Raw genomic sequence first — 19,992 nt, 5'->3', positions numbered from 1 at the left:
CCGCTCCCGCGCCCGGCGCGCTCGCACCGCCTGTGCCTGCGCCCGGCTTCGTGCCGCCGGCGCCAGCGCCGCTGCCGTACGTCGCACCCGTCACGCCGCCTTGCTGCGGAGCCGACGGCTCCCGCTTGGGCGGCTGCGGGTTCTTCGCCGCCTGCTCCCGCTGCCGCCGCAGATCCTCCAAAAACTCCGGGTGCGTCGCCGCTCCCCCGGCATCGATGTGCGTCAGCCCCTCCCAAGGCTCGTGACGACGATTTTGTCCGGCTCGTCGAAAACGAGAAACGCCGACGGCAGGCGGCGCTCGCCGTACCGGCTCGACGGCTTCGTCAGCAGCTCGCCGCCGACGACAAGCTCCGAAGACGCGCCGCCGTCGAGGAAGCCCGCATTCACGACTCCCTGCGCCAGAAACAGGTCCTGAACCTCCCGTTCCGTTGCGCCGATGCTCCACCCCGGCTGGCGGCCGTCGATGACGATGAAAATAACCGTGCCGTCCGCCTTCTGCCCTACCGCCGTCCGCGGCTGGATGCCTGTCCCGCCTTCGCCGCTCGTAATGAGCGGCTTCCCGTCCAAAATGACCCGCGGATAGAACGAAGCCGCCTCCTTCACCCCCAGCTCGCGCAGCTCCTCCAGCTTATAGTTGCCTACGACCAGCTTCCCTTCGCGGGTGAAGCCGACGATCGGCTGTTTCCCGTCCGCGTCCTGATACAGCACCTGCGAATCGGACATAATGAGCCCGATCGGCGCGAACCCGTTGCCGAGGCCGTCCGGGTCGTCGAAACCGCCGGCGTTGACGCCGGCCACCGCCCCCGTCCGCTTCACCATTTCGGTTATGCGCTCGCCCCACCCTTGCTTGGACGTCACGACCATGCGGATGCTGTGCGGGTCGTAGACCCACATCATTTTGCCGCGATAGTTTTTGCCGGCGATGTCTTCCACGTGAATGAGCTCGTCCTTCGTCCGCTGCTTGCGCGGGGCGACCTGCACCAGATTGAAATTTTGCGGCTCCTCCCCCATGCTTGTAATCCGTTCCCACAGCGCCTCGACCATCCGGTCCCGCTCCGCGCCGCCCACGAGAAACCAGGCGTACCAGCGGTGCTGCGTCATAATGACCATCTCCGCGAGGCTCATCCGCAGCTCAGTCCCGTACGGCGTCAAAAACATAAAATTCGAACCGAGAAACCCGAGCACGCTCAAGGCCATCAACGTTTTTTTGTACCAAGACCAGCCCTGCACCCGTGCCAGCATTCCGCCCCTACTCCCTACTGCCGTATATTCGTTCCTAGTAATTTTGACAACGGCCATGTTAATTCCTTCCTCCGCGCCCCGCGGCGGGCCACTTTTTCGCGCGCGGCATCCGGCGATAATTTGTCCCGCCCGGAAATATTCGTACGAGCCCCGACATATACATGCTGTAGACGCTTGTCAATGAGGTGAAATGAATGAATCCGACCATACGAAGCAAAACGCTGCGCTGGCTCGTACTGCTGCTCGCGGCCGGCGGTCTCATGTACGGCTCCGATCAAGTCCTGACGCGCAGCGCGCAGCACGACACCACCGCCTTCGGCAAAGAGCCGGCCACGCCTTCACCCGAGACGCCCGCTTCGCCGGTCGCCGAAACTCCGGTCGTACCGGCGCCGCAAGCCGAGAAGCCGCTCAGCAACCGCATCACCGAGTATCATATGAGCGTCGAACTGCTCGCGAAGACGAAAGAGCTGCGCGGCAGCGAATCCGTGTCGTGGACGAACCCCGGCTCGCAGCAAGTAACGGAGCTGTATTTCCACCTGTACCCGAACGCTTTCGAGTCGAAAAAAACGACGTTCATGCGCGAATCGGGCGGCCAGCTGCGCAGCGACAAAGCCGGCAAAGACTCGTTCGGCCGCGTGGAGCTGCTGACGATCCGAACCGAGGACGGCAACGATCTCAGCTCCCGCATCCGGTACGTTCAGCCTGACGACGGCAACAAGGACGACCATACGCTGCTTGAAGTGAAGCTGCCGAAACCGGTTGGTCCGGGAGAAAAGGTGACGGTCCGCACCGAGTTTTTGGTCAAGCTGCCGGCAGTTTTTGCCCGCATGGGGTACTCCGGAGACTTCGTCATGGCCGGCCAATGGTTCCCGAAGTTGGCCGCCTATGAGACGGCGGGCACGCGCGGCCGCACGGCCGACGGCTGGAACCTGCACCAGTATCACGGCAACAGCGAGTTTTATTCGGACTTCGGCATTTACGACGTCAGAATCAAAGTGCCTCAAAACTACACCGTCGCCGCCACCGGCTTCCCGACCAGACCTGCGGTCGAGGACGGCAAGGTGAAAACGTATCAGTTCTATGCGGACGACGTGCACGATTTCGGATGGGCCGCCTCGCCGCATTTTCAATATTACGAGGAGCCTTACTCCGCCCCGAACCTGCCCGGCGTCAAAATCAAGCTATACCTCGACCCCGCCCACGAAGCGTACAAAAACCGGTACATGTACGCCGCCAAAAAGGCGCTCGCCCGGTTCAGCTCGTGGTACGGAACGTATCCGTACTCGACGCTGTCGATCGTCGTTCCGCCCGAAGGCGCCGGTGGCGCCGGCGGCATGGAGTATCCGACGCTCATTACGGCTTGGGGAGCGACCAAGGATGAGCCGGACCTCGAGCTCGAGCGCGTCGTTGTGCACGAGATCGGCCACCAGTTTTGGTACGGCATGGTCGCCTCCAACGAATTCGAGGAAGCATGGCTTGACGAAGGGTTCACCTCCTATGCGGAAGACAACTTGATGGCGACGGAGTTTGGGTCGGTGGCGAACCTTCCGATTCAATCCAGCTATATTACGTCCCCGGCTGCGCTCAAGGAAAACGCTTGGGACTACCGCGACCATGACGAGTACGCCGACAACGTATATACGCGCGCCAAGCTCGTGCTGACCGCGATCGAGAAGCAAATCGGCAAAGACCAGATGGATCGCGTGCTGAAGACGTATTTCCAGCGCTGGAAGTTCAAGCATCCCTCCACGCAAGATTTTCAGGCGGTGCTCGAAGACGTGACCAAGCAGAAATGGGACGATTTCTTCAACCAGTACGTGTACGGCGGCCTTATGACCGACTATGCCGTAGACGGCATACGTTCGAAGCCGACTGGGCTTTCCGGTCCCGGCGCCTACGACAACTCGGTGCTGCTGCGGCGCTACGGCGGTACGGCAGCGGGTGTGCCGGTGCACATCCACTTCGCGGACGGCTCGGCGGTCGACCAAGTGTGGGACGGCAAAGAGCTGCAAACCGAACTGAAAGTGAGCTCCGCCGCTCCGGTCGACTGGGTCATGATCGATCCGTCGCATAAGCTGGTCCTGGAAAACCGGCATATTAACAACTTTTTGACGATGAAGGTCGATCCAAAATGGAACGTGCGCTGGAACCTCGGCATCGTGCATCTGATCGAAACCGCATTCCGTTGGATCGCTTGGTAGAGGAGGTGCTATTCCTATGATGAACTGGATTCGGGAAGGACTGCGCAGCGCTTTCCGCCAGCCTTTTGCCATCGTGACCCTGTTCGTGTACGAGCTGCTTTGGGGATTTTTCCTGTATCGGTACATTCAGTCCATTGTGACTCCTTTGCTGCACCGTTATCCGGGCTCGTCGCTGCCGGGAGGGGCTTCGCATCTATTTCTTGCCGAAGGCCAATTCCGGCTGACGAAGACGGATTTGCTCATCCCGTACATGTGGACGTTGGCCGTGCTTCTGATCGTGCGGATGACAGTCACGCCGCTGCTTAACGCCGCCGTCTACTACTCGCTGCACCGGACCGACCTGAACGCCGGATACCGGTTTTTCCGCGGCATAAAGCAGCTCGGAGGCCATTATCTCCTGTACTATGTACTGCTCATCGCGTTCACGGCGGCCCCGCTGCCATGGCTGATCGGCAAAGCGAGCGAGCTGTACGGCAAACATTTTTTAACCGGCAAGCTCATTGCGGCGCTCCTTCCTTATGCCGGCGGCTAGTCTGGTTTATGCATTCCTGCTGCAGCTCTTGTTCATGTACGTGCAGTTCGGCCGCGCCGCAGGCATCCGGCTCCTCCCCACCCTGCTCTGCTGGATTACCAACGCGCACCGCGTCGTACTGATTGCGCTCTTTATCGGACTAGTCACTCTGCTGCTATTTTTGCTGGCGTTAGGCGCATCGTATGTGTGGGCCGGGCTGACCGCTTTGCTCATCCACCAGCTGTACCCGCTCGTGCGGATGGTGCTGAAAGTGTGGAGCATTGCCGCGCAGCACGCGCTGTGGCGGGACAAAGTGAACGCGTAGCGCGTTATGCAAAATCGCCCTGCCGGGCTGCCCCGGCAGAGCGATTTTTGTTGCCTGGCAGGCAGGCACTATTGCTTTAACGGCCTTTCGTTTGCTAAGATAGGGCTAATGGACCGTGTGTGACTGGCGGAGCATGGGGAACCATGAGGGAGCACGCGGATATACGAGCCGTACGCCTGGGCAGAGGTAAGGGGATTCCCCTTGCCTCTTTCTGTTTGAATCCGATGCGAAAGGGCTGGTAACATGAAAACGGACAAACTGATTTTGGACGGCAACCGAGTGGCAGCAAGCATAAAGGAGCATTTGGCGGAACGCATTCGGCGCCTCACCGAGAAGGGGATCGTTCCGTGCCTTGCCACTGTTTTGGTTGGCGACGATCCTGCTTCGGCTACGTATGTGCGGATGAAGGGCAACGCCTGCAAACGGCTCGGCATTCGCTCCGTCCGCGTCGATCTGCCCGCAAGCACAACGACGGAGCGGCTCATCGCCTCCATTCGGCAACTGAATGACGACCCGGCTATACATGGGATTTTGCTGCAGCATCCGGTCCCCCGTCATATTGACGAGCGGGCCGCATTCGAAGCGATCCGCATCGACAAGGACGTGGACGGCGTAACGGCGCTCGGCTTTGCCCGCACCGCTTTCGGTTTCGCCGATTTCCCTTCCTGCACCCCGGCGCGATCATCGCCATCCTGGACTACTATCGCATTCCCGCCCAAGGCAAGCACGCCGTCGTGATCGGCCGAAGCCCGATTCTCGGCAAGCCCGTATCCGCGATGCTGCTGAACAAGGACGCGACGGTGACGACGTGCCATTCCAAAACCGCCAATTTGGCGGAAATCGTGCGCATGGGCGACATTGTCGTGGCCGCCGTCGGCAAGCCCAAGTTCGTGCAAGGAGACTGGATCAAGCCGGGCGCGGTCATCCTCGATGCCGGCTACAACGAAGGCAATGTCGGGGATGTGGACTTTGACGCATGCTACGCGAACGCGAGCGCGATTACGCCTGTCCCGGCAGGCGTAGGGCCGGTCACGATCGCGACGCTGCTCAAGCATACCGTTGATGCGGCGGAAAAATTCGTTTCCTGAAAGATGAAGAAGGGGCGATCCCGCATACGAAATTGTGGAGGGTTGCTTGACAATATGAAAAGTTTTATGCAACGTTACAAATGAGGAATAGGTTAAAAGAGCTCTCAGTGAGGAATGGTGAAACAATCTGAAAGCGAATCGGATGGAAGCGTTCAGCGATGGCGTGCTAGCGATTATCATTACGATCATGGTGTTGGAATTTAAAGTGCCGGAAGGCCATGACTGGCATGCGCTAATCGTACTTGGTCCGAAAATACTTAGCTACATCTTCAGTTTCATATATGTCGGCATCTACTGGAACAATCATCATCATCTGCTGCACATGGTTCGAACGATGAACGGGCGGCTGATGTGGCTCAACCTGCTGCTTCTTTTCTGGCTATCCCTTGTACCGTTCACAACAGCTTGGATGGGGGAAAGCCATTTTGCAGCCACCCCAACGGCACTGTACGGTATTATTCTACTATTAGCGGCGTTCTCGTACTGGCTGCTTCAGCGCGCGATTATTCACCAGCATGCCGGCGATTCCTTATTCGTCCGGAAGATGGGCAAAGACTGGAAGGGGAAATTATCTCCTCTGCTCTACTTGATCGCGGTCTTGAGCGCATATTTGAGTACCTGGATATCCGGCTTCTTTTTCGTCCTCGTTGCCGCAATCTGGTTCGTTCCGGATAAGCGAATCGAGCATGCCCTGAGAAACCGCTAAGAAGTGCTCTTCGATTCCCGCGAGCAGGCGGGTTTCGAAGAGCTTTTTTTGCCCCACGCTTGATGTCTTCGCCAAAGCGACGTAAAATGTGAACTAATTGAATACGGACCTTCGGGGCAAGGTGAAATTCCTGACCGGCGGTGATGGTTCCCGTGAACCTAAGCCCGCGACTCGCTTGGCTGCCGAAAGCAGCCGGCGACTGACTTGGTGGAAATCCAAGGCCGACGGTATAGTCCGGATGGGAGAAGGTCGAAAACAAGCAAAGTGCCGAACTTTTCAAAAAAAGTCGCCGCGCTGGGCTTGTTTGCTCATGCCCCGTTTTCAAATCGAGAACGGGGCATGACTTCTTTCGAAGCGTCCTATTCAAAAACCTTGGGAGGTTGATGAATATGGCAGGAAAAGCATTCGCAGTTCAACGCAGCGCTCCGTCCGAACGCACAAGCGCAGCCAGCACCAGCAAGAGCATTTGGTTTGTAGTGGCAGGCGCCGCCTTGTGGGGTGTCGATCCCTTGTTTCGCATCCTTTTGTTAAAGGTGCTTACTTCATCTCAGATTGTATTGTTCGAGCACGTGCTTTTGCTTTTTTACGCTGTGCCGGTTCTGTGGATTCACCGGGCGGAGCTTCGCGGATTGCGGACACGTCACTTGTTTGCGCTGCTGTTTATCGGCTGGGGAGGATCGGCTATCGCTACCATCCTGTTTACAACGGCATTCGCTTACGGGAATCCCAACTCGGTGCTGCTGCTGCAAAAGCTTCAGCCCTTGTTCGCCATCCTCATGGCTCGTCTGGTGCTGAGAGAAGCACTTCCGAGGCTGTTTCCGTTGCTGCTGATCATGGCGCTTGTCGGCGCTTATTTGCTTACTTTCGGCTGGACGGTGCCCATTAGCGAATGGACGGACGTACTTGCCTTGAGCAGCTTGTTATCTATCGGAGCGGCCGCCTTATGGGGAGGCTCTACGGTAATGGGCCGATTGCTGCTCGATCGGATGCAGTTCGAAACGATCACGGCGCTTCGATTTACGGTTGCGCTTCCCCTGCTTATCGCCACAACTTGGATCGAAGGCGCCGGCTGGCAGCCGCCGGAGCATTTCCCGAACTGGCTCGCTTTGTCGGGGAACCTGTTGTTGCAAGCATTTGTGCCGGGATTGCTCAGTTTGCTGCTCTACTACCGCGGCTTAGCCAATACCAAAGCCTCCTATGCCACATTGGGGGAACTGGCATTTCCGGCGGTCGGCGTTCTGATCAATTGGCTCGTATTTCACCAACCCTTATCGCTTGCACAGCTATGCGGATTCGCATTCATTTGGATTGTATTTTTCTATATATCGAGGCAGCGCTAAGCCAACAGCAGAGAGCTGGCCGCACCGGGCGAGGGCGGGTTTCCGAAGCGGCGGAATGGGCAAAATAACATAAGCTACCACCGCTTCCCTTCCCCGGAGGAATGATACCTTGAACCCGAATTTTCGCACGCCGGCACGTTTCGGTTTGACGCTTCAAACGTTCAAAACGGCCCTCGCGGCTGCTTTATCCTGGTGGCTGGCCACTGTTCTCGCCTATAACAACTATCCCTACTTTGCGCCGCTGGCGGCCATTTTGACGGTGCAGGTCACTGTCGCCGATTCCCTCGAAAAAGCGGTGCAGCGAATCGTCGGGATCATCCTCGGCGTCGCCGTCAGCGTGCTCATCGGGCATTGGTTTAGTATAGGGGCCTTATCCATTTTTCTCGTGATTCTTGCCGGGATGGCGATATCCAATTCCTTGCGCCTGAACAACCAGATCACTTCCCAAGTTGCGGTCAGTTCCTTGCTGGTGCTGGCTTTCGGGCATAGTCAAGGCTATGCCTTCGGAAGGATCGTCGAAACGATGGTAGGCTGTGCGGTTGCGGTCGGGATCAACGCTTTCCTGATTCCTCCGAACGCCATCCCGAGCGCCGAAGCTTCTCTTCTTGCTCTTGGCAAGCGCGCCGCCTCGACCCTGAGCGATCTGACTTTGCTGCTGGGGCAAAAGGGCGGCAATTGGAACGGCTACAATGCGGTAGAAAGCTTGATCATTGAAACCGGGAAAAGTCTTCAAGCGATCCATTTGGCCAAACAAAGCCAAAAATTCAGCCCTTTTCTGGCGAAAACGAGAGCCCGCCTGGACGTCCTCTCGTATGGGATGAATCAATTGGAACGGGTCACCGTGCAAATTCGGGGAATACGCCGCAGCTTGGCGGATCTAAGGGACATGGAAGATTACAAACTCGAATATCCGAAAATCGAGCGGATTAGCGAGGCGCTTCGGACAGCGGCGGCGTGCCTCGATCATTTCGGCGAAATGGCCATTCAGCCGTCAGACGAGAACAAAGATAGGCAGGGCGCGCTTATCCGGCGGGCACAAACCGTGCAGCTTGCCTGCTTAAACGAGATGACACAGGTCGGGTCCCCTCTTGTGCTGCGGGAAGTCGGGGGGATCTTAACGGACCTGGACCGCATTGTAAAGGAAGTTTCCGCGGACTTATAAAGCATGCGCAGCAAAACGGGAAGGCCCTTGCCGTCGGCATGAGCCTTCCCGTTTTGCCGGTTACAGCGTTTGCCCGCTGTCCACCGTGATGATTTGCCCCGTCATCGCTTCTTGCTCCAGAGCCGCGCAGATCAAGGACGCAATGTCCCCGGGCGCCGCGAGGCGCTGCAGCAGCAGGTTCGGAGCCAGCTTCCTCATCTGCGCCTCCATGCCGGCCCACCACCTGGTTTCGACGCGCCCGGAACGACGCAGTTGACGCGAATCATCGGAGCGAGGGCCCGCGCCAGCGATTTTGTCAGCCCGTGCACAGCCGCTTTGGAAACGGCGTAAGGCAGGCTGGAGCCGAGTCCCGTCTGCCCCGCTATGCTGCCGAGATTGACGATTGCCCCTAGCCCTTGTTTTTTCATGTATGGGGCTACGGCACGCGCGCAATAAAACATGCCCTTCACATTGACGCCGTAAAGCTCGTCCCATATTTGCTCGGTCGCTCCCTCCAGATCGTCAAATGGAATGTGCCGCGTTATGCTGGCATTGTTGACCAGCAAATCGATCGTTCCGAATTGTCGCCGCACCTGCTCCGCCATTGCGCGCACTTCCGGGTCCCGGGAAACGTCGGCTTGTACCGCTACGGCGCGCCCGCCTTTATCATGGATAAGCTGTACCGTTTCTTCCGCCTCGGCTTTGGAGCGGGAATAGTTCACCGCCACAATCGCTCCCCGCTCGGCCAGCGCCAGGCTTGTCGCCCTGCCGATTCCCGTACCGCCGCCGGTCACAAGCGCCACTTTGTTTTTGATATCCATGCTGGGTCATCTCCTCGGTTCACCATGATAGTTACGATTGTATGCTGCCGGGTTGTATTTGTATAATTGAATTAATTGATCGACAAATTCATAATATTTGAATTTATTCGGACCGGAGGTGCTAGCGATGGACCTTAAAACATTAAAGACGTTTCAAACGATCGTGAAGTACGGCAGTTTTATGCGCGCAGCCGAGGAATTGAACTATGTGCAATCCACCGTCACGATGCAAATCCAAAAGCTCGAAGCCGATTTGGGCGTGCAGCTGATCGAACGCGGCAAACCGTTCCGGCTGACCGAAGCCGGAAGGCTGTTCCACGAGCAAAGCTTGCACGTCGTCAAAAATATGGAGCAGCTGCAAGCGAACCTTGCAGATTTGCGGCTCGGCGAAGCCGGGGCTATTCGGTTAGGAGCGACGGAGCCGACCGCCAGTTACCGGTTGCCCGCCGTTTTGGAAAGGTTTCTGTCGCAATTTCCGAAAATCCGCATCTCCGTGGACTTCGCCAACACGCCGGTACTTAGCGAGCGGCTGCGCAAAGGAGATATCGACCTTGCTCTTTGCTCGTCGCCGGAGTTCGGTTCCGAGCTGTATTTTGAGCCGTTGTTCAAAGAGGAGTTTGCTGTGTTAGTACCGGCAAATCATCCGCTCGCCCATAAAACGGCTATCGCGCCTGACGATATTCGCGGACACCGCCTGCTTATCACGTCGGAGACATGCCCGTACCGCAAAAAACTGGAGACGGTATTGCAGGAATCGGGGAACATTCCGTTAGATACAATGGAGATCGGCAGTATGACAGCGTTGAAATATTATGTCGAGAGCGGGCTGGGGATCGCCCTGGTGCCAAAGATTGTGTTGAGCCCTGTACCGGCAGGCACTGCAGTGCGGCCGATTAGCGGCACTCCCATAGACATGGCTATCGGCATTCTGTCGAAACCGTCGGATTATCCGTTGAAGCTGGCGACTACGAAGCTTTATCAGTTTCTCAAGCGAGAGCTTCCCGAACGGTAGCGGTAAGGGCTGGCGCGGGAAACGACCGTTTCTCGCTAGTGGCAAAAACTTCTCCAGCAGCAATGAGAAGGAAGGTTGCAGAACATGCTACTCGCTTGGTGAAGTTGCCGAAACGGTTCGGCAGGGTACCGTATCTTGACAGTTGCGCAGTTTAGGGGGCATATCAGCCTGCGGATGTCCCGTATGTGGTGCTCATCTTGGCCTCATTACACATTCGTAAGAGGAAATATTCTTACACTGCACTTTCACTTCAACTCTCCCACAGATCAGCTGCGTCCGCGACCGATTTCGCATCCATGCACCCTCATCACTCGCACGCCGAACCAATGCAAGCCGCTTGCCGAGCGAACTGATTGCAGTAGCGCCGGCTGAACCGCAGATACTGCAATAGCTGGAAAATGTACCGGTAATGGCGAGGGATAGACGAACACTGGAAGATTATATGGAAAAGCTCCATCTCAAATTGCCAATGTCCGAAGAAATCCAGGGAATCGGCAAAATTAATGGGGGGGTTTCCCCGCAAAATAGTCAGAAACAGGCGAATGGATAAAAATTAGCGGCAGGTTTTCAAGTTGTTGAAAAACTCATCGCCTTCCTCCCTGATAGCGGAAATTTGTTCCGTTATCGGCCTATTTCCCGAGCATTTCCCAAAAATAGCGGAACGGCAGTACGCTATTTCCACATTTTCGGCGAGAATCTCTCTTGTTCTGGACCAATAACGGAACCGTGTTCCGTTAAGCTTTATCCGACACCCCTCTATCCGTGCCATAACGGAACTACGTTCCTTTCAAGCTGCGCTGCGACATGCGCGTATTGAGTTCATGCTTTGCCAGCTAGTAGCGTTCCTCCAATCCGATCTCACTCTGTTAAAACCTCTATTACCGCACACACTTTCCAGCTAGCAGGAAATCTCAACCGAAGTCAGGCTCCCGCATACGCTCCGCCCCTCATCCATACGCGCCGCGTCTCTCCATCCGCATACGTCTCGACCTCCCCATCCGCGAACGTCGAGCCAGGATTCTTATTTTAGCTAGACGATTCTGCAGTACTCTCTAGCTTCCGCACTAAAGCCGGGACGCACGAGATCCAGTCAATTTCAACACTCTCCCCTCTTTAAACATCAGATGTTTCGTGATACAATCGTCACATACATCTGATGTTTCCCCCAACATCACCGGAGGTGACCCACATCCGCAAGCTCACGTACGAGACCGTCTACGAGGAGATTAAGAACCGCATCCGCAGCGGAGTATGGCCGCCGGGCACCCAACTGCCGCCGCTCGATCGCCTTTCCGCCGAATTGAACGTCGGCATCTCCTCCGTGCGCGAGGCGGTGCGCATTCTCGGCAAGCAGAACATTCTTCGCATCGAGCAAGGCCGGGGCACATTCGTGCAGCCGGACTTCCTGCTCCCTCCTGCCGAACGGCGGATCACTCCGATCGCCTTGAACGGTTGGCCGACGCCAGCTTGCTGCAGCTGCTGGAAGCGCGGCTTCTGGTCGAGCCGAGGCTGGCGTCGCTGGCTGCCGAACGCCGCAGCGAGGAGGAGGCTGAGGCATTGCTCGCCAACGCCAGGACGATGTCGGGCAAAATGCGGCGCGGTCAAGATTTTCTCGAAGAGGACTTGTCCTTTCACGAGCTTATTGCTCAGGCTGCCCGGCATCAGGTGCTGAGCGGCATGCTGCAACCGGCCTCCGATTTGCTGCTCGACAGCCGGCGCCGCTCGATGAAATGGCCCGGCATGGACGAGCGCGCTGCCGCCTACCACACGCTCATCGCCCACGCCATCGCCGGCAGCGATGCGGGACAGGCGGAGCATCTGATGCGCAGCCATCTCGAAGACATGTTGAAAGCGTTTCACCAACAAAACACGGAGACTGAACCTACCGCCCCCTAAGGAGGAAGAACCGAACCATGAAAATTCGCACTATGGAACTGTTCCAAGTTCCGCCCCGCTGGCTGTTTCTGAAAATCACCACCGACGACGGCCTCGTCGGCTGGGGAGAGCCTATCGTCGAAGGCAAGGCCGATACGGTGCGCGCCGCCGTTGAGGAAATGAGCGACTATCTGATCGGCAAGGAAGCCGGCAACATCGAGGATCTGTGGCAAGTGCTGTACCGGGGCGGCTTTTACCGCGGCGGCCCTATTCTGACCAGCGCGATGTCCGGCATCGAGCAGGCGCTGTGGGACATTAAAGGCAAGCGGCTCGGCGTGCCCGTCCACGAGCTGCTCGGCGGCGCGGTGCGCGACAAGATGCGCGTATACGCCTGGATCGGCGGCGACAAGCCGTCCGAAGTGGCGGCGCACGCCAAGCAGCAAGTCGACGCAGGCTACACGGCCGTGAAGATGAACGGCACGTCGGAGCTGGAATGGATCGACAGCCACCGCCGCATCGACGAGGCGGTCGCCCGCATCGCTTCGATTCGCGAAGCGGTCGGCTACGACCTCGGCGTTGGCATCGATTTTCACGGCCGGGTGCATAAGTCGATGGCCAAAGTGCTCATGAAGGAGCTTGAGCCGTTCAAGCCGATGTTTATCGAGGAGCCGGTGCTGCCCGAAAACAACGAAGCGCTGGCCGAGCTGGCCAAGCACACCTCCACTCCGATTGCGACCGGCGAGCGCATGTTCACGCGCTGGGATTTCAAAACGCTGCTCGCGCAAGGCGTCGTCGACATTATCCAGCCCGATCTGAGCCACGCCGGCGGCATATGGGAAGTGCGCAAAATCGCCGCCATGGCGGAAGCGTACGATGTCGCCGTCGCGCCCCACTGCCCGCTCGGACCGATCGCGCTGGCGGCGTCGCTGCAGCTCGATTTTTGCACGCCGAACGCCTTCATCCAGGAGCAGAGCCTCGGCATCCATTACAATCAAGGCTCCGACCTGCTCGACTATCTCTCCGATCCGTCGGTGTTCCATTACGAGAACGGGTTCGTGCGCAAGCTGACGGCACCCGGTCTCGGCATCGACGTGAACGAAGAAAAGGTGCGCGAGATGGCCGCCGTTGGCCACCGCTGGCGCAACCCGGTGTGGCGGTACGAGGACGGCTCCATTGCGGAATGGTGAATATTGTCGAATAGCAAAGGCTCCTTTCCGCGGAAAGGAGCCCATTTTTCGCTTTCCTATGCACCTTAAAACTTTTTTTTAGAATATGAAAGATTCATAGGAGGATTTTGGGTATTTTTGACGAATATTTAGTTCGGACAAAAAACATTACACAAATTGCCGAATTTCCGCTTTCGCGGAAAACGGGGGAACCAGTTTTTCGGGTGAATTGATTTCGCGACTATAGGACTATCTATAGGTTCGTAGGAATCATAGGGCATACCTTCGACCGAACCCTCCAGCTAACCTCGTAGGCATCGGAAGGAGCTTCTTCTGTTGAAAAAAGCTGTCGTATTCGTATTCAGCTTGGTCGTGCTGTTCATGGCGCAGGCGGGAAGCGCTTTTGCGGAAACCCCTCTCAACAAGACGATTGGGGATCTGATGGGCACCCCGTACAAATGGGCCGGCACGACGACATCGGGCTTCGATTGCTCCGGATTCACGTCTTACGTGTTTGGCCAGTTCGGCATTGACTTGCCGCACAGCTCGAAAGAGCAAGACACGAAAGGCTATTGGATCCAGAAGGAAGATCTGAGACCCGGCGACCTCGTATTCTTCAACACGGACGGCAAAGGCGTATCGCATGTAGGCATCTATGTCGGGGACGGCAACTTCGTACACTCCGCCACAGACAAAGGCGTCATCAAGACAAGCCTCGACGACTCCTACTACAAGAAGCGTTATGTCGCTGCCCGCCGCGTGCTATGGGACGAGATTTACACCCAGATGACGACGGACGCAAAATAATGAGAAGAAGCTTCACACACCCTGCCACAAGCCCTCGGAGACCGCGGCACCAGCCGCAGTCCCGGGGGCTTTTTTTTCTGTTCGTGCGGACCGGTTACTTGGCTTTGGTCCAGGTTTGGTCAAGACCTTCGGCTAAACGAAAACCGTGCCGAGGTTCATTTTGCATGAGACCGCTCTCTTTTATGATGGATATAACGCAATGGAGAGTGAGGGATTTCGAATGAGGGCGAGGGCATTCAAGTCGTATTTGCTCGCTTGCAGCGCTTTGTTATGCATCCCCCTGGTGGGTCTCATCTATGTATACTTGAACCACGGCGGAGGGAATTACTATAGTTTGGTAACGGATCTCGACCGGGATCTCCCTTTTCTGAAAATATTCGTTATCCCATACTTGGCCTGGTATGTATTTTTGCTGGCCGGGTTTATGTACCTGGCGCATAAAGATCGCCAGAAGTACTATAAGACGCTGCTCCAATTCATGATCGGCCTTCTTATCTGCTACGGGGTTTATGCCGTATACCAGACGCACGTGCCTCGTCCTGATGTCCACGGGAACGACCCGCTGCTGCGCATGGTGCAGTGGGTGTATCGCGCGGACCAGCCGTTCAATTGTTTCCCCAGCACGCATGTGCTGACTTCGTACTTGATGATGAAAGCCTATATCAGTTCGGCTCAAATATCGCGCATCTATACGGCGGCAGTTTCTTTCATGGCACTGCTCATCATTGCCTCGACCCAATTTATGAAACAGCATGTTCTGCTCGATATCGTCGGCGCCGTGCTCGTTGCGGAAGCCGTCGTCTATGCCGTAGAGAAAATTTGCGGAGGTTGGCCGGTCAAAAGCGCTGCCGCAGGCGTCCGAAGCGGCCGGATCGAAGGAGGTTTTGAACGATGACAGGGAACGAAAAAGTATTGATTCTCACCGGTTCGCTCGGTGACGGACATAATAAAGCGGCGCAAGCGATTGTGGAGGCGGCGCGATTTTATCGTCCGGGTGTAGAAGTGAAGGTTGTCGATTATTTGGAGTGGACGCATCCGCATTTGCACTCGGTGGGCGTTTACTGCTACATGCAATGGGTAAAAAACCTGCCTTCGGTGTACGGCTACTTGTACCGCAAAACGCGGGACGACAACACGTTGTCCCATTGGTTCAAACGGATGAGATCGTTCAGCGAGGGCCGCATGCTGGAGCTTCTTCGCGAATACGAGCCGACCGTAGTCGTCAGCACGTTTCCCGGCGCTGCCGCGGCAATGTCCTATTTGAAAAGAAATGGCCTTACATCGGTGCCTACGGTTACCGTCATGACCGATTACACGGACCACAGCTACTGGATTCACCCTTGCACGGATCGCTATCTCGTCGCAACCGAGCATGTGAAGCGGGCGCTGCTGCGCTACCATATACCCGAAGATCGCATCGCGGTCACCGGCATTCCGATCCGGCTGCCTTTCACGCAAACTTACGACCGTGTGCAGCTGCGCCATAAACATCGGTTGGACCCTGCGATGCCGACTGTTCTGGTCATGGGAGGCGGGCACGGCTTGATCGGCAAACAATTCAAATCCGTGCTTCAATCGGAGGACTTGATCGCTCCGGTGCAGTTTATTTTCGTATGCGGCCGCAACGGGAAGCTGAAGCAGAAGCTCGAGGAGGAGTTCGGGGGCGGCAAAACCCGCCACCAAGTCGTCATTACCGGCTTTGTGGAGCATATTCACGAGCTGATGGCTTTATCCGACTTGATCGTAACGAAGCCGGGAGGGCTGACGGTATCGGAAGCGCTCGCCCTGGAGCTGCCCATGATGCTGTACAAACCGATCCCGGGTCAGGAGCAGGAAAACGCCGCCTATCTGGTCGCCTTGGGTGCAGCGCTGGAAGCGAAAAACGCCGCGGAGCTGAAAAGCCGGCTGCTCGAGGTAATCGCCGACCGGGCCCTTCTCCACGAGTTAAAAAAGAACGCCCGGTCCAATCAACTGAAGGAAGGCGCTGCGCGCACGTTGTCTGCCATTATGGAAACAAGGCACCTGCACGAAGCCGCGCCGGAATGGGCAACAGCAGCGGCCGAATTCGCCGGAGCTTGAACCGAATCCGCAAAAAAAGCAAGCCTGCCGCCGCACCGGGCGGCCGCAGGCTTGCTTTTGTACGTAACGGCACGTTATCGCGAATCCAGCGCGTTGCGCAGGCCGTCTCCGACGAAGTTGAAGCATAAAATCGTGATGAAAATCATGAGTCCCGGGAAAAACGGCACCCACGGCGCTTTCATCAAAATCGTGAGCGTCTGCGCGCTCTGCAGCATGTTGCCCCAGCTGGCGGCCGGCGGCTGAATGCCGAGGCCAAGGAAGCTGAGTGTCGACTCGAGCAGGATGAGCCCGCCCATCTGCAGCGTCGCCGAGACGATGACCGGCCCGATCGCATTCGGCAAGATGTGGCGGAAAATGATGCGGGCGTCCGACATTCCGATCGTCCGCGCCGCATCCACGAACTCGCGGTTTTTGAGCGTCAGGATCTGGCCGCGCAGCAGGCGGGCTTTGCCCATCCAGCCGAACGCCACGAACACGACAATGATGTTCGTCAGGCTCGGCCTCAGCACTGATACGACGGTAATCAGAATCATGAGGTAAGGAAACGCCAGCATCATGTCGGCGAACCTCATCAGGACGGCGTCTATCTTGCCGCCGTAGTAACCGGCGAGCGCGCCGACGACGATGCCGACTATGACGTTCAGCAGCACGGAGACAATGCCGACCGACAGCGATACTCTGGCGCCATAGAGCAGCCTGCTGAACAGGTCGCGCCTCAGGTCGTCGGTGCCGAGCAGGTGCGATGCGCTCGGAGGCTTAAGCCGCTGCAGCAAATCTTGCTCCGCCGGGTCGTGAGGAGCGACAATCGGCGCAAACAAAGCAAGCAAAATCAGGATGACGAGCACGGTCAGGCTTACAACCGCCGCCTTGTTCCGCTTGAACTGCTCCCAGGAGCGGTTTTTCGGTTTCGCCGCAAACGCCGCGGCAGCCGGCCCAAGCGCAGAAGGAGCTGAATTCGTCGCCATCACGCCTTCACCTCCTGTTTGCCGAGATTAACCCGCGGATCCAGGATTGCATACGACAAGTCCGCCAAGTAGTTGCCGACGACCGTCATGATCGCCACGAGCGTCGTCGTCGAGATGAGCACCGGATAGTCCCGTTGAAATGCCGCCTCCAGCATCAGCCGCCCCATGCCGGGTATGGAGAAAACCTGCTCGAGGACGACCGCGCCGGCGAAGAAGCCCGGGATCGAGCTGAGCCCGAACACTGTAGCAAGCGGAATCATCGCATTGCGGAGGCCGTGCAGCAGCAGGATGCGCATGCCGCCGAGGCCTTTGGCGTTCGCCGTGCGCATGTAATCCTGATTAATGACGTCGAGCATGCTGGAGCGGATATACCGGAACCACATCGCCACTTCAACGACAGCCAGCGAAATCACCGGCATAATCAGATGCTTGATACGGTCGGCCATACTGAACTGGGTGCCCATCGTTTGAAGTCCGCCCGAAGGCAGCCAGCCAAGCTTCACGGAGAAGAACATGATGAGCATGATCCCGAGCCAGAAGCCGGGCACCGCCAAGCCGGCAAAGCTGACTGCCGACAGCAGCTGATCGAGCCGCGAATTGACCTTGAGCGCGCAAATAATCCCAAGAGGCACGGCGATGAGCAGCGATAGGATAAAGCTGCTGACGGTCAGGATGAGCGTATTCGGCAAGCGGTCCAGGAATCAACTGCGAGACGGGCGTGCTTTTGCTGAAAGAAGTGCCGAAGTCGCCGTGCAGCATGCCGCTGACCCAATCCCAGTACTGAATATGGAGCGGCTTGTCGAGGCCGTATGCTTTAATCAGGTTATCCTTGTCCGCCGCCTTGATCGTCGGATCCTCGGTCAAGGCGGACAACGGTCCGCCCGGAGCCATATGGATGATGATGAACGAGATGATCGTAATGCCGATCAGAATCGGGACGGCATTGAGCAGGCGCTTTACCGCATAAACAGCCACACAGGTCACTTCTTTCCTTGATTGATCAGACTAGGTGCGCTGGCTTGCCTTACTTCGTGAAGTACCACTTCTCGATTTCCTTCAAGCCGTCGCGCTTCGGATTGAACCCTTCCAGGTTAGCCGGATACGCCATAATGGTCGTCGGCGAGAACAGGAACGTATACGGCTGGTCTTCGGCGATCAGCGCGTCGACTTTGGCGAGAAGCTCTTTGCGCTTGTTTTTGTCGAACGTCTTCAAGTCTTCGTCGATCAGCTTGTCGACTTCCGGATTGGAGTACGACACCGTGTTGAGGCCCGTGGCGATTTCCCGGGAGTGCCATATGCCTTCCGGATTCGGGTCGCCGGAGATGCTCCACGCATAGTAGATCGCTTCGAAGTTTTTGCCTGTAAAATCTTTCGAGAACGCAGAGCCTTCCACGGTGCGAATGTTCACGGTGATGCCGACCTTCTTCAGCTGCTGCTGAATGACCGCTACCGCCTTCTCGCGCACTTTGTTGCCCTGGTTGACCTTCATCTCGAACTCGAACTTTTTGCCGTCCTTGTCGAGAATGCCGTCGCCGTCGCTGTCTTTCCAGCCGGCTTCGGCCAACATTTTTTTCGCCTGCTCCACGTTGTAATCGAACTTCGGCACGTTGTCGGTATAAGTCCAGTAGGACGGCGCCGTCTGGCTGTTGACGATCTTGCCCTGGCCCTCCTGGACGTTGTCGATAATTCCTTTGCGGTCGATCGCCATTGTCAGCGCCTGCCGCACTTTTTTGTCCTTAAACAGCGGATTCGTCAAGTTCCACCCGACGAAGTGGTAAACGGCAGTCTGGATGTCTTTCTGCAGCTTGATTTTGCCGGACGTTTTGGCGAATTGATCGATGACGTCCAAGTTGTCGACAGGCACGCCCTGCACGGTAATTTCGCCGGTTTGCAGCTGCGCCATCTGGACGTTGGCGTCCGGAATGATTTTGATGTTGATTTTGGCGATGGCCGGCTTGCCGGCATAATAGTTCTCGTTGCGGGAGAACGTCAAATATTGGCCCGGCTTCCATTCGTCCAGCTTGTACGGGCCGGAGCCGACCGGCTTCTTGAAGAAGTCCGATTTATCCATGTCCTTGACGGCGACGTCCTTCAGCAGGTGCTGCGGCAGAATGCCGTAAATGAGCATATCGATGTATCCCGCGTTCGGTTCGCTGAATGTGAACTTGACGGTGTCGTCGGCTACCTTTTCGACTTTCGCCAGCTTGATGAAAGCCGCTTTGCGGGGTCCTTTGTAGTCCGGGTTGATCGGGATGTTGTGCGTAAATACGACGTCGTCGGCCGTAACCGGCTGGCCGTCGCTCCACTTGGCGTCGGTGCGGATTTTGATCGTCATTTCTTTTTTATCATCCGAGAACGCCGGCATGCCGACGGCAAGGTCCGGCACGATGTCCTGATTCTCGTTGAACTTGTACATCGAGCTCTCAACGAGGTCGATTACCTCGGACGAATATGTATTGGTAGCCCAGAAGCGGATGAAGCCTTGCGGCTCGTTCAGGTAAGCGGTTGTAATTTCGCCGCCGTCCGCCTTTTCCTTCTTGGCGGCAGGAGCGGCAGTCTCGGTCTTCGTTTCGGACTTCGGCTTCTCGTTGCCGGAGCCGGATGCCTGCGTCCCGGACGAGGACGAACAAGCGGACAGGAACAGGGACGCGCCCATAACGGTGGCAAGCACGACGGAAGCCAGCTTGCCGAATGGTTTCATGAACATACGGGA

16 protein-coding genes, 4 pseudogenes and 3 riboswitches are annotated in these 19,992 nt (G+C 57.0%); of the genes and pseudogenes, 14 read left to right on the top strand and 6 right to left on the bottom strand.

The genetic code is table 11. The annotated features are described in order from the left end of the window. Positions 1-181: hypothetical protein (locus SD70_RS18430; protein WP_041048990.1), on the bottom strand; the 181-nt coding region annotated here is incomplete at its 3' end. A gap of 41 nt (positions 182-222) precedes the next feature. Next, entirely contained in the window at positions 223-1,242 is a 1,020-nt protein-coding gene (locus SD70_RS18425) for a phosphodiester glycosidase family protein (RefSeq protein WP_052487606.1), read from the bottom strand. Positions 1,243-1,436: 194 nt separating this feature from the next. Here SD70_RS18425 and SD70_RS18420 point away from each other — a divergent pair, with 194 nt between their 5' ends. From SD70_RS18420 to SD70_RS33560, 7 genes and pseudogenes are all read left to right on the top strand, one after another. After that, positions 1,437-3,443, top strand: coding sequence for a M1 family metallopeptidase (locus tag SD70_RS18420; protein ID WP_052487605.1), 2,007 nt, complete (start codon positions 1,437-1,439; stop codon positions 3,441-3,443). Between the two features lie 16 nt (positions 3,444-3,459). Then, complete coding sequence (locus tag SD70_RS33570; RefSeq protein WP_052487604.1) at positions 3,460-3,975, top strand: hypothetical protein; 516 nt, start codon at positions 3,460-3,462, stop codon at positions 3,973-3,975. Continuing rightward, a complete protein-coding gene (locus tag SD70_RS33565; RefSeq protein WP_052487603.1) occupies positions 3,962-4,279 on the top strand; it encodes a hypothetical protein in 318 nt (105 codons plus the stop codon). The genes SD70_RS33570 and SD70_RS33565 overlap by 14 nt, the downstream gene beginning before the upstream one ends. 109 nt (positions 4,280-4,388) lie before the next feature. Next, positions 4,389-4,468, top strand: a riboswitch (ZMP/ZTP riboswitch). A 54-nt stretch (positions 4,469-4,522) separates the two neighbouring features. Then, a pseudogene (locus SD70_RS18410) lies at positions 4,523-5,367 on the top strand (bifunctional 5,10-methylenetetrahydrofolate dehydrogenase/5,10-methenyltetrahydrofolate cyclohydrolase). Between the two features lie 127 nt (positions 5,368-5,494). Beyond that, positions 5,495-6,073, top strand: coding sequence for a TMEM175 family protein (locus SD70_RS18405; protein WP_041048989.1), 579 nt, complete (start codon positions 5,495-5,497; stop codon positions 6,071-6,073). Between the two features lie 103 nt (positions 6,074-6,176). Further along, positions 6,177-6,327, top strand: a riboswitch (FMN riboswitch). 135 nt (positions 6,328-6,462) lie between these two features. Beyond that, a complete protein-coding gene (locus SD70_RS18400; RefSeq protein WP_041048988.1) occupies positions 6,463-7,413 on the top strand; it encodes a DMT family transporter in 951 nt (316 codons plus the stop codon). A 109-nt stretch (positions 7,414-7,522) separates the two neighbouring features. Further along, positions 7,523-8,575 (top strand): FUSC family protein, encoded by a 1,053-nt coding sequence (locus tag SD70_RS33560; RefSeq protein ID WP_052487602.1) that lies wholly within the window; start codon positions 7,523-7,525, stop codon positions 8,573-8,575. A 60-nt stretch (positions 8,576-8,635) separates the two neighbouring features. Here SD70_RS33560 and SD70_RS18390 read toward each other — a convergent pair. Further along, positions 8,636-9,375 (bottom strand): annotated as a pseudogene (locus SD70_RS18390) (SDR family NAD(P)-dependent oxidoreductase). Between the two features lie 127 nt (positions 9,376-9,502). On the opposite strand from SD70_RS18390, the gene SD70_RS18385 reads away from it, so the two are divergent. The 7 genes and pseudogenes from SD70_RS18385 (at position 9,503) to SD70_RS18355 (ending at position 16,314) form a co-directional block, all read left to right on the top strand. Further along, positions 9,503-10,387 carry a LysR family transcriptional regulator gene (locus SD70_RS18385; protein ID WP_041048987.1) on the top strand — a complete coding sequence of 295 codons (885 nt, stop codon included), beginning with the start codon at positions 9,503-9,505 and terminating at the stop codon, positions 10,385-10,387. A 1,156-nt stretch (positions 10,388-11,543) separates the two neighbouring features. Next, positions 11,544-11,720 (top strand): annotated as a pseudogene (locus tag SD70_RS40430) (GntR family transcriptional regulator); the annotation flags it as partial. Positions 11,721-11,839: 119 nt separating this feature from the next. Beyond that, positions 11,840-12,283 carry a FadR/GntR family transcriptional regulator gene (locus tag SD70_RS18375; protein ID WP_041048985.1) on the top strand — a complete coding sequence of 148 codons (444 nt, stop codon included), beginning with the start codon at positions 11,840-11,842 and terminating at the stop codon, positions 12,281-12,283. A 17-nt stretch (positions 12,284-12,300) separates the two neighbouring features. Next, positions 12,301-13,449, top strand: a complete 1,149-nt coding sequence (dgoD, locus tag SD70_RS18370) for a galactonate dehydratase (RefSeq protein WP_041048984.1) — start codon at positions 12,301-12,303, stop codon at positions 13,447-13,449. Positions 13,450-13,596: 147 nt separating this feature from the next. Then, positions 13,597-13,760: riboswitch (cyclic di-AMP (ydaO/yuaA leader) on the top strand. A 4-nt stretch (positions 13,761-13,764) separates the two neighbouring features. Next, positions 13,765-14,235, top strand: a complete 471-nt coding sequence (locus SD70_RS18365; RefSeq protein ID WP_041048983.1) for a C40 family peptidase — start codon at positions 13,765-13,767, stop codon at positions 14,233-14,235. Positions 14,236-14,455: 220 nt separating this feature from the next. Then, positions 14,456-15,130, top strand: a complete 675-nt coding sequence (locus tag SD70_RS18360) for a phosphatase PAP2 family protein (RefSeq protein WP_197081074.1) — start codon at positions 14,456-14,458, stop codon at positions 15,128-15,130. Next, positions 15,127-16,314 carry an MGDG synthase family glycosyltransferase gene (locus SD70_RS18355; RefSeq protein ID WP_082053467.1) on the top strand — a complete coding sequence of 396 codons (1,188 nt, stop codon included), beginning with the start codon at positions 15,127-15,129 and terminating at the stop codon, positions 16,312-16,314. The genes SD70_RS18360 and SD70_RS18355 overlap by 4 nt, the downstream gene beginning before the upstream one ends. A gap of 74 nt (positions 16,315-16,388) precedes the next feature. Here SD70_RS18355 and opp4C read toward each other — a convergent pair whose 3' ends face one another. The 3 genes and pseudogenes from opp4C to SD70_RS18340 all read right to left on the bottom strand — a co-directional run bounded on the left by opp4C (position 16,389) and on the right by SD70_RS18340 (position 19,986). Next, positions 16,389-17,279, bottom strand: coding sequence for an oligopeptide ABC transporter permease (gene opp4C, locus SD70_RS18350; RefSeq protein WP_041048982.1), 891 nt, complete (start codon positions 17,277-17,279; stop codon positions 16,389-16,391). Next, positions 17,279-18,254: pseudogene (locus tag SD70_RS18345) on the bottom strand (ABC transporter permease). Before SD70_RS18345 ends, opp4C begins: the two are co-directional and overlap by 1 nt. Positions 18,255-18,303: 49 nt before the next feature. Beyond that, complete coding sequence (locus SD70_RS18340) at positions 18,304-19,986, bottom strand: peptide-binding protein (protein ID WP_156158086.1); 1,683 nt, start codon at positions 19,984-19,986, stop codon at positions 18,304-18,306. Positions 19,987-19,992 lie beyond the last annotated feature (6 nt).

This window comes from Gordoniibacillus kamchatkensis (assembly GCF_000829455.1).
In the GTDB taxonomy this organism is placed as follows: domain Bacteria; phylum Bacillota; class Bacilli; order Paenibacillales; family NBRC-103111; genus Gordoniibacillus; species Gordoniibacillus kamchatkensis.
This window is presented reverse-complemented; position numbering and strand designations above follow the sequence as displayed.

Excerpts from the sequence above, each read along its gene's own strand:
- SD70_RS18420 (WP_052487605.1), top strand. The coding sequence starts at position 1,437 with ATGAATCCGACCATACGAAGCAAAACGCTGCGCTGGCTCGTACTGCTG.
- SD70_RS18340 (WP_156158086.1), bottom strand. The coding sequence starts at position 19,986 with ATGTTCATGAAACCATTCGGCAAGCTGGCTTCCGTCGTGCTTGCCACC.
- SD70_RS33565 (WP_052487603.1), top strand. The coding sequence starts at position 3,962 with ATGCCGGCGGCTAGTCTGGTTTATGCATTCCTGCTGCAGCTCTTGTTC.
- SD70_RS18425 (WP_052487606.1), bottom strand. The coding sequence starts at position 1,242 with ATGCTGGCACGGGTGCAGGGCTGGTCTTGGTACAAAAAAACGTTGATG.
- SD70_RS18385 (WP_041048987.1), top strand. The coding sequence starts at position 9,503 with ATGGACCTTAAAACATTAAAGACGTTTCAAACGATCGTGAAGTACGGC.
- SD70_RS18360 (WP_197081074.1), top strand. The coding sequence starts at position 14,456 with ATGAGGGCGAGGGCATTCAAGTCGTATTTGCTCGCTTGCAGCGCTTTG.
- dgoD (WP_041048984.1), top strand. The coding sequence starts at position 12,301 with ATGAAAATTCGCACTATGGAACTGTTCCAAGTTCCGCCCCGCTGGCTG.
- SD70_RS18355 (WP_082053467.1), top strand. The coding sequence starts at position 15,127 with ATGACAGGGAACGAAAAAGTATTGATTCTCACCGGTTCGCTCGGTGAC.
- SD70_RS18400 (WP_041048988.1), top strand. The coding sequence starts at position 6,463 with ATGGCAGGAAAAGCATTCGCAGTTCAACGCAGCGCTCCGTCCGAACGC.
- SD70_RS33570 (WP_052487604.1), top strand. The coding sequence starts at position 3,460 with ATGATGAACTGGATTCGGGAAGGACTGCGCAGCGCTTTCCGCCAGCCT.
- opp4C (WP_041048982.1), bottom strand. The coding sequence starts at position 17,279 with ATGGCGACGAATTCAGCTCCTTCTGCGCTTGGGCCGGCTGCCGCGGCG.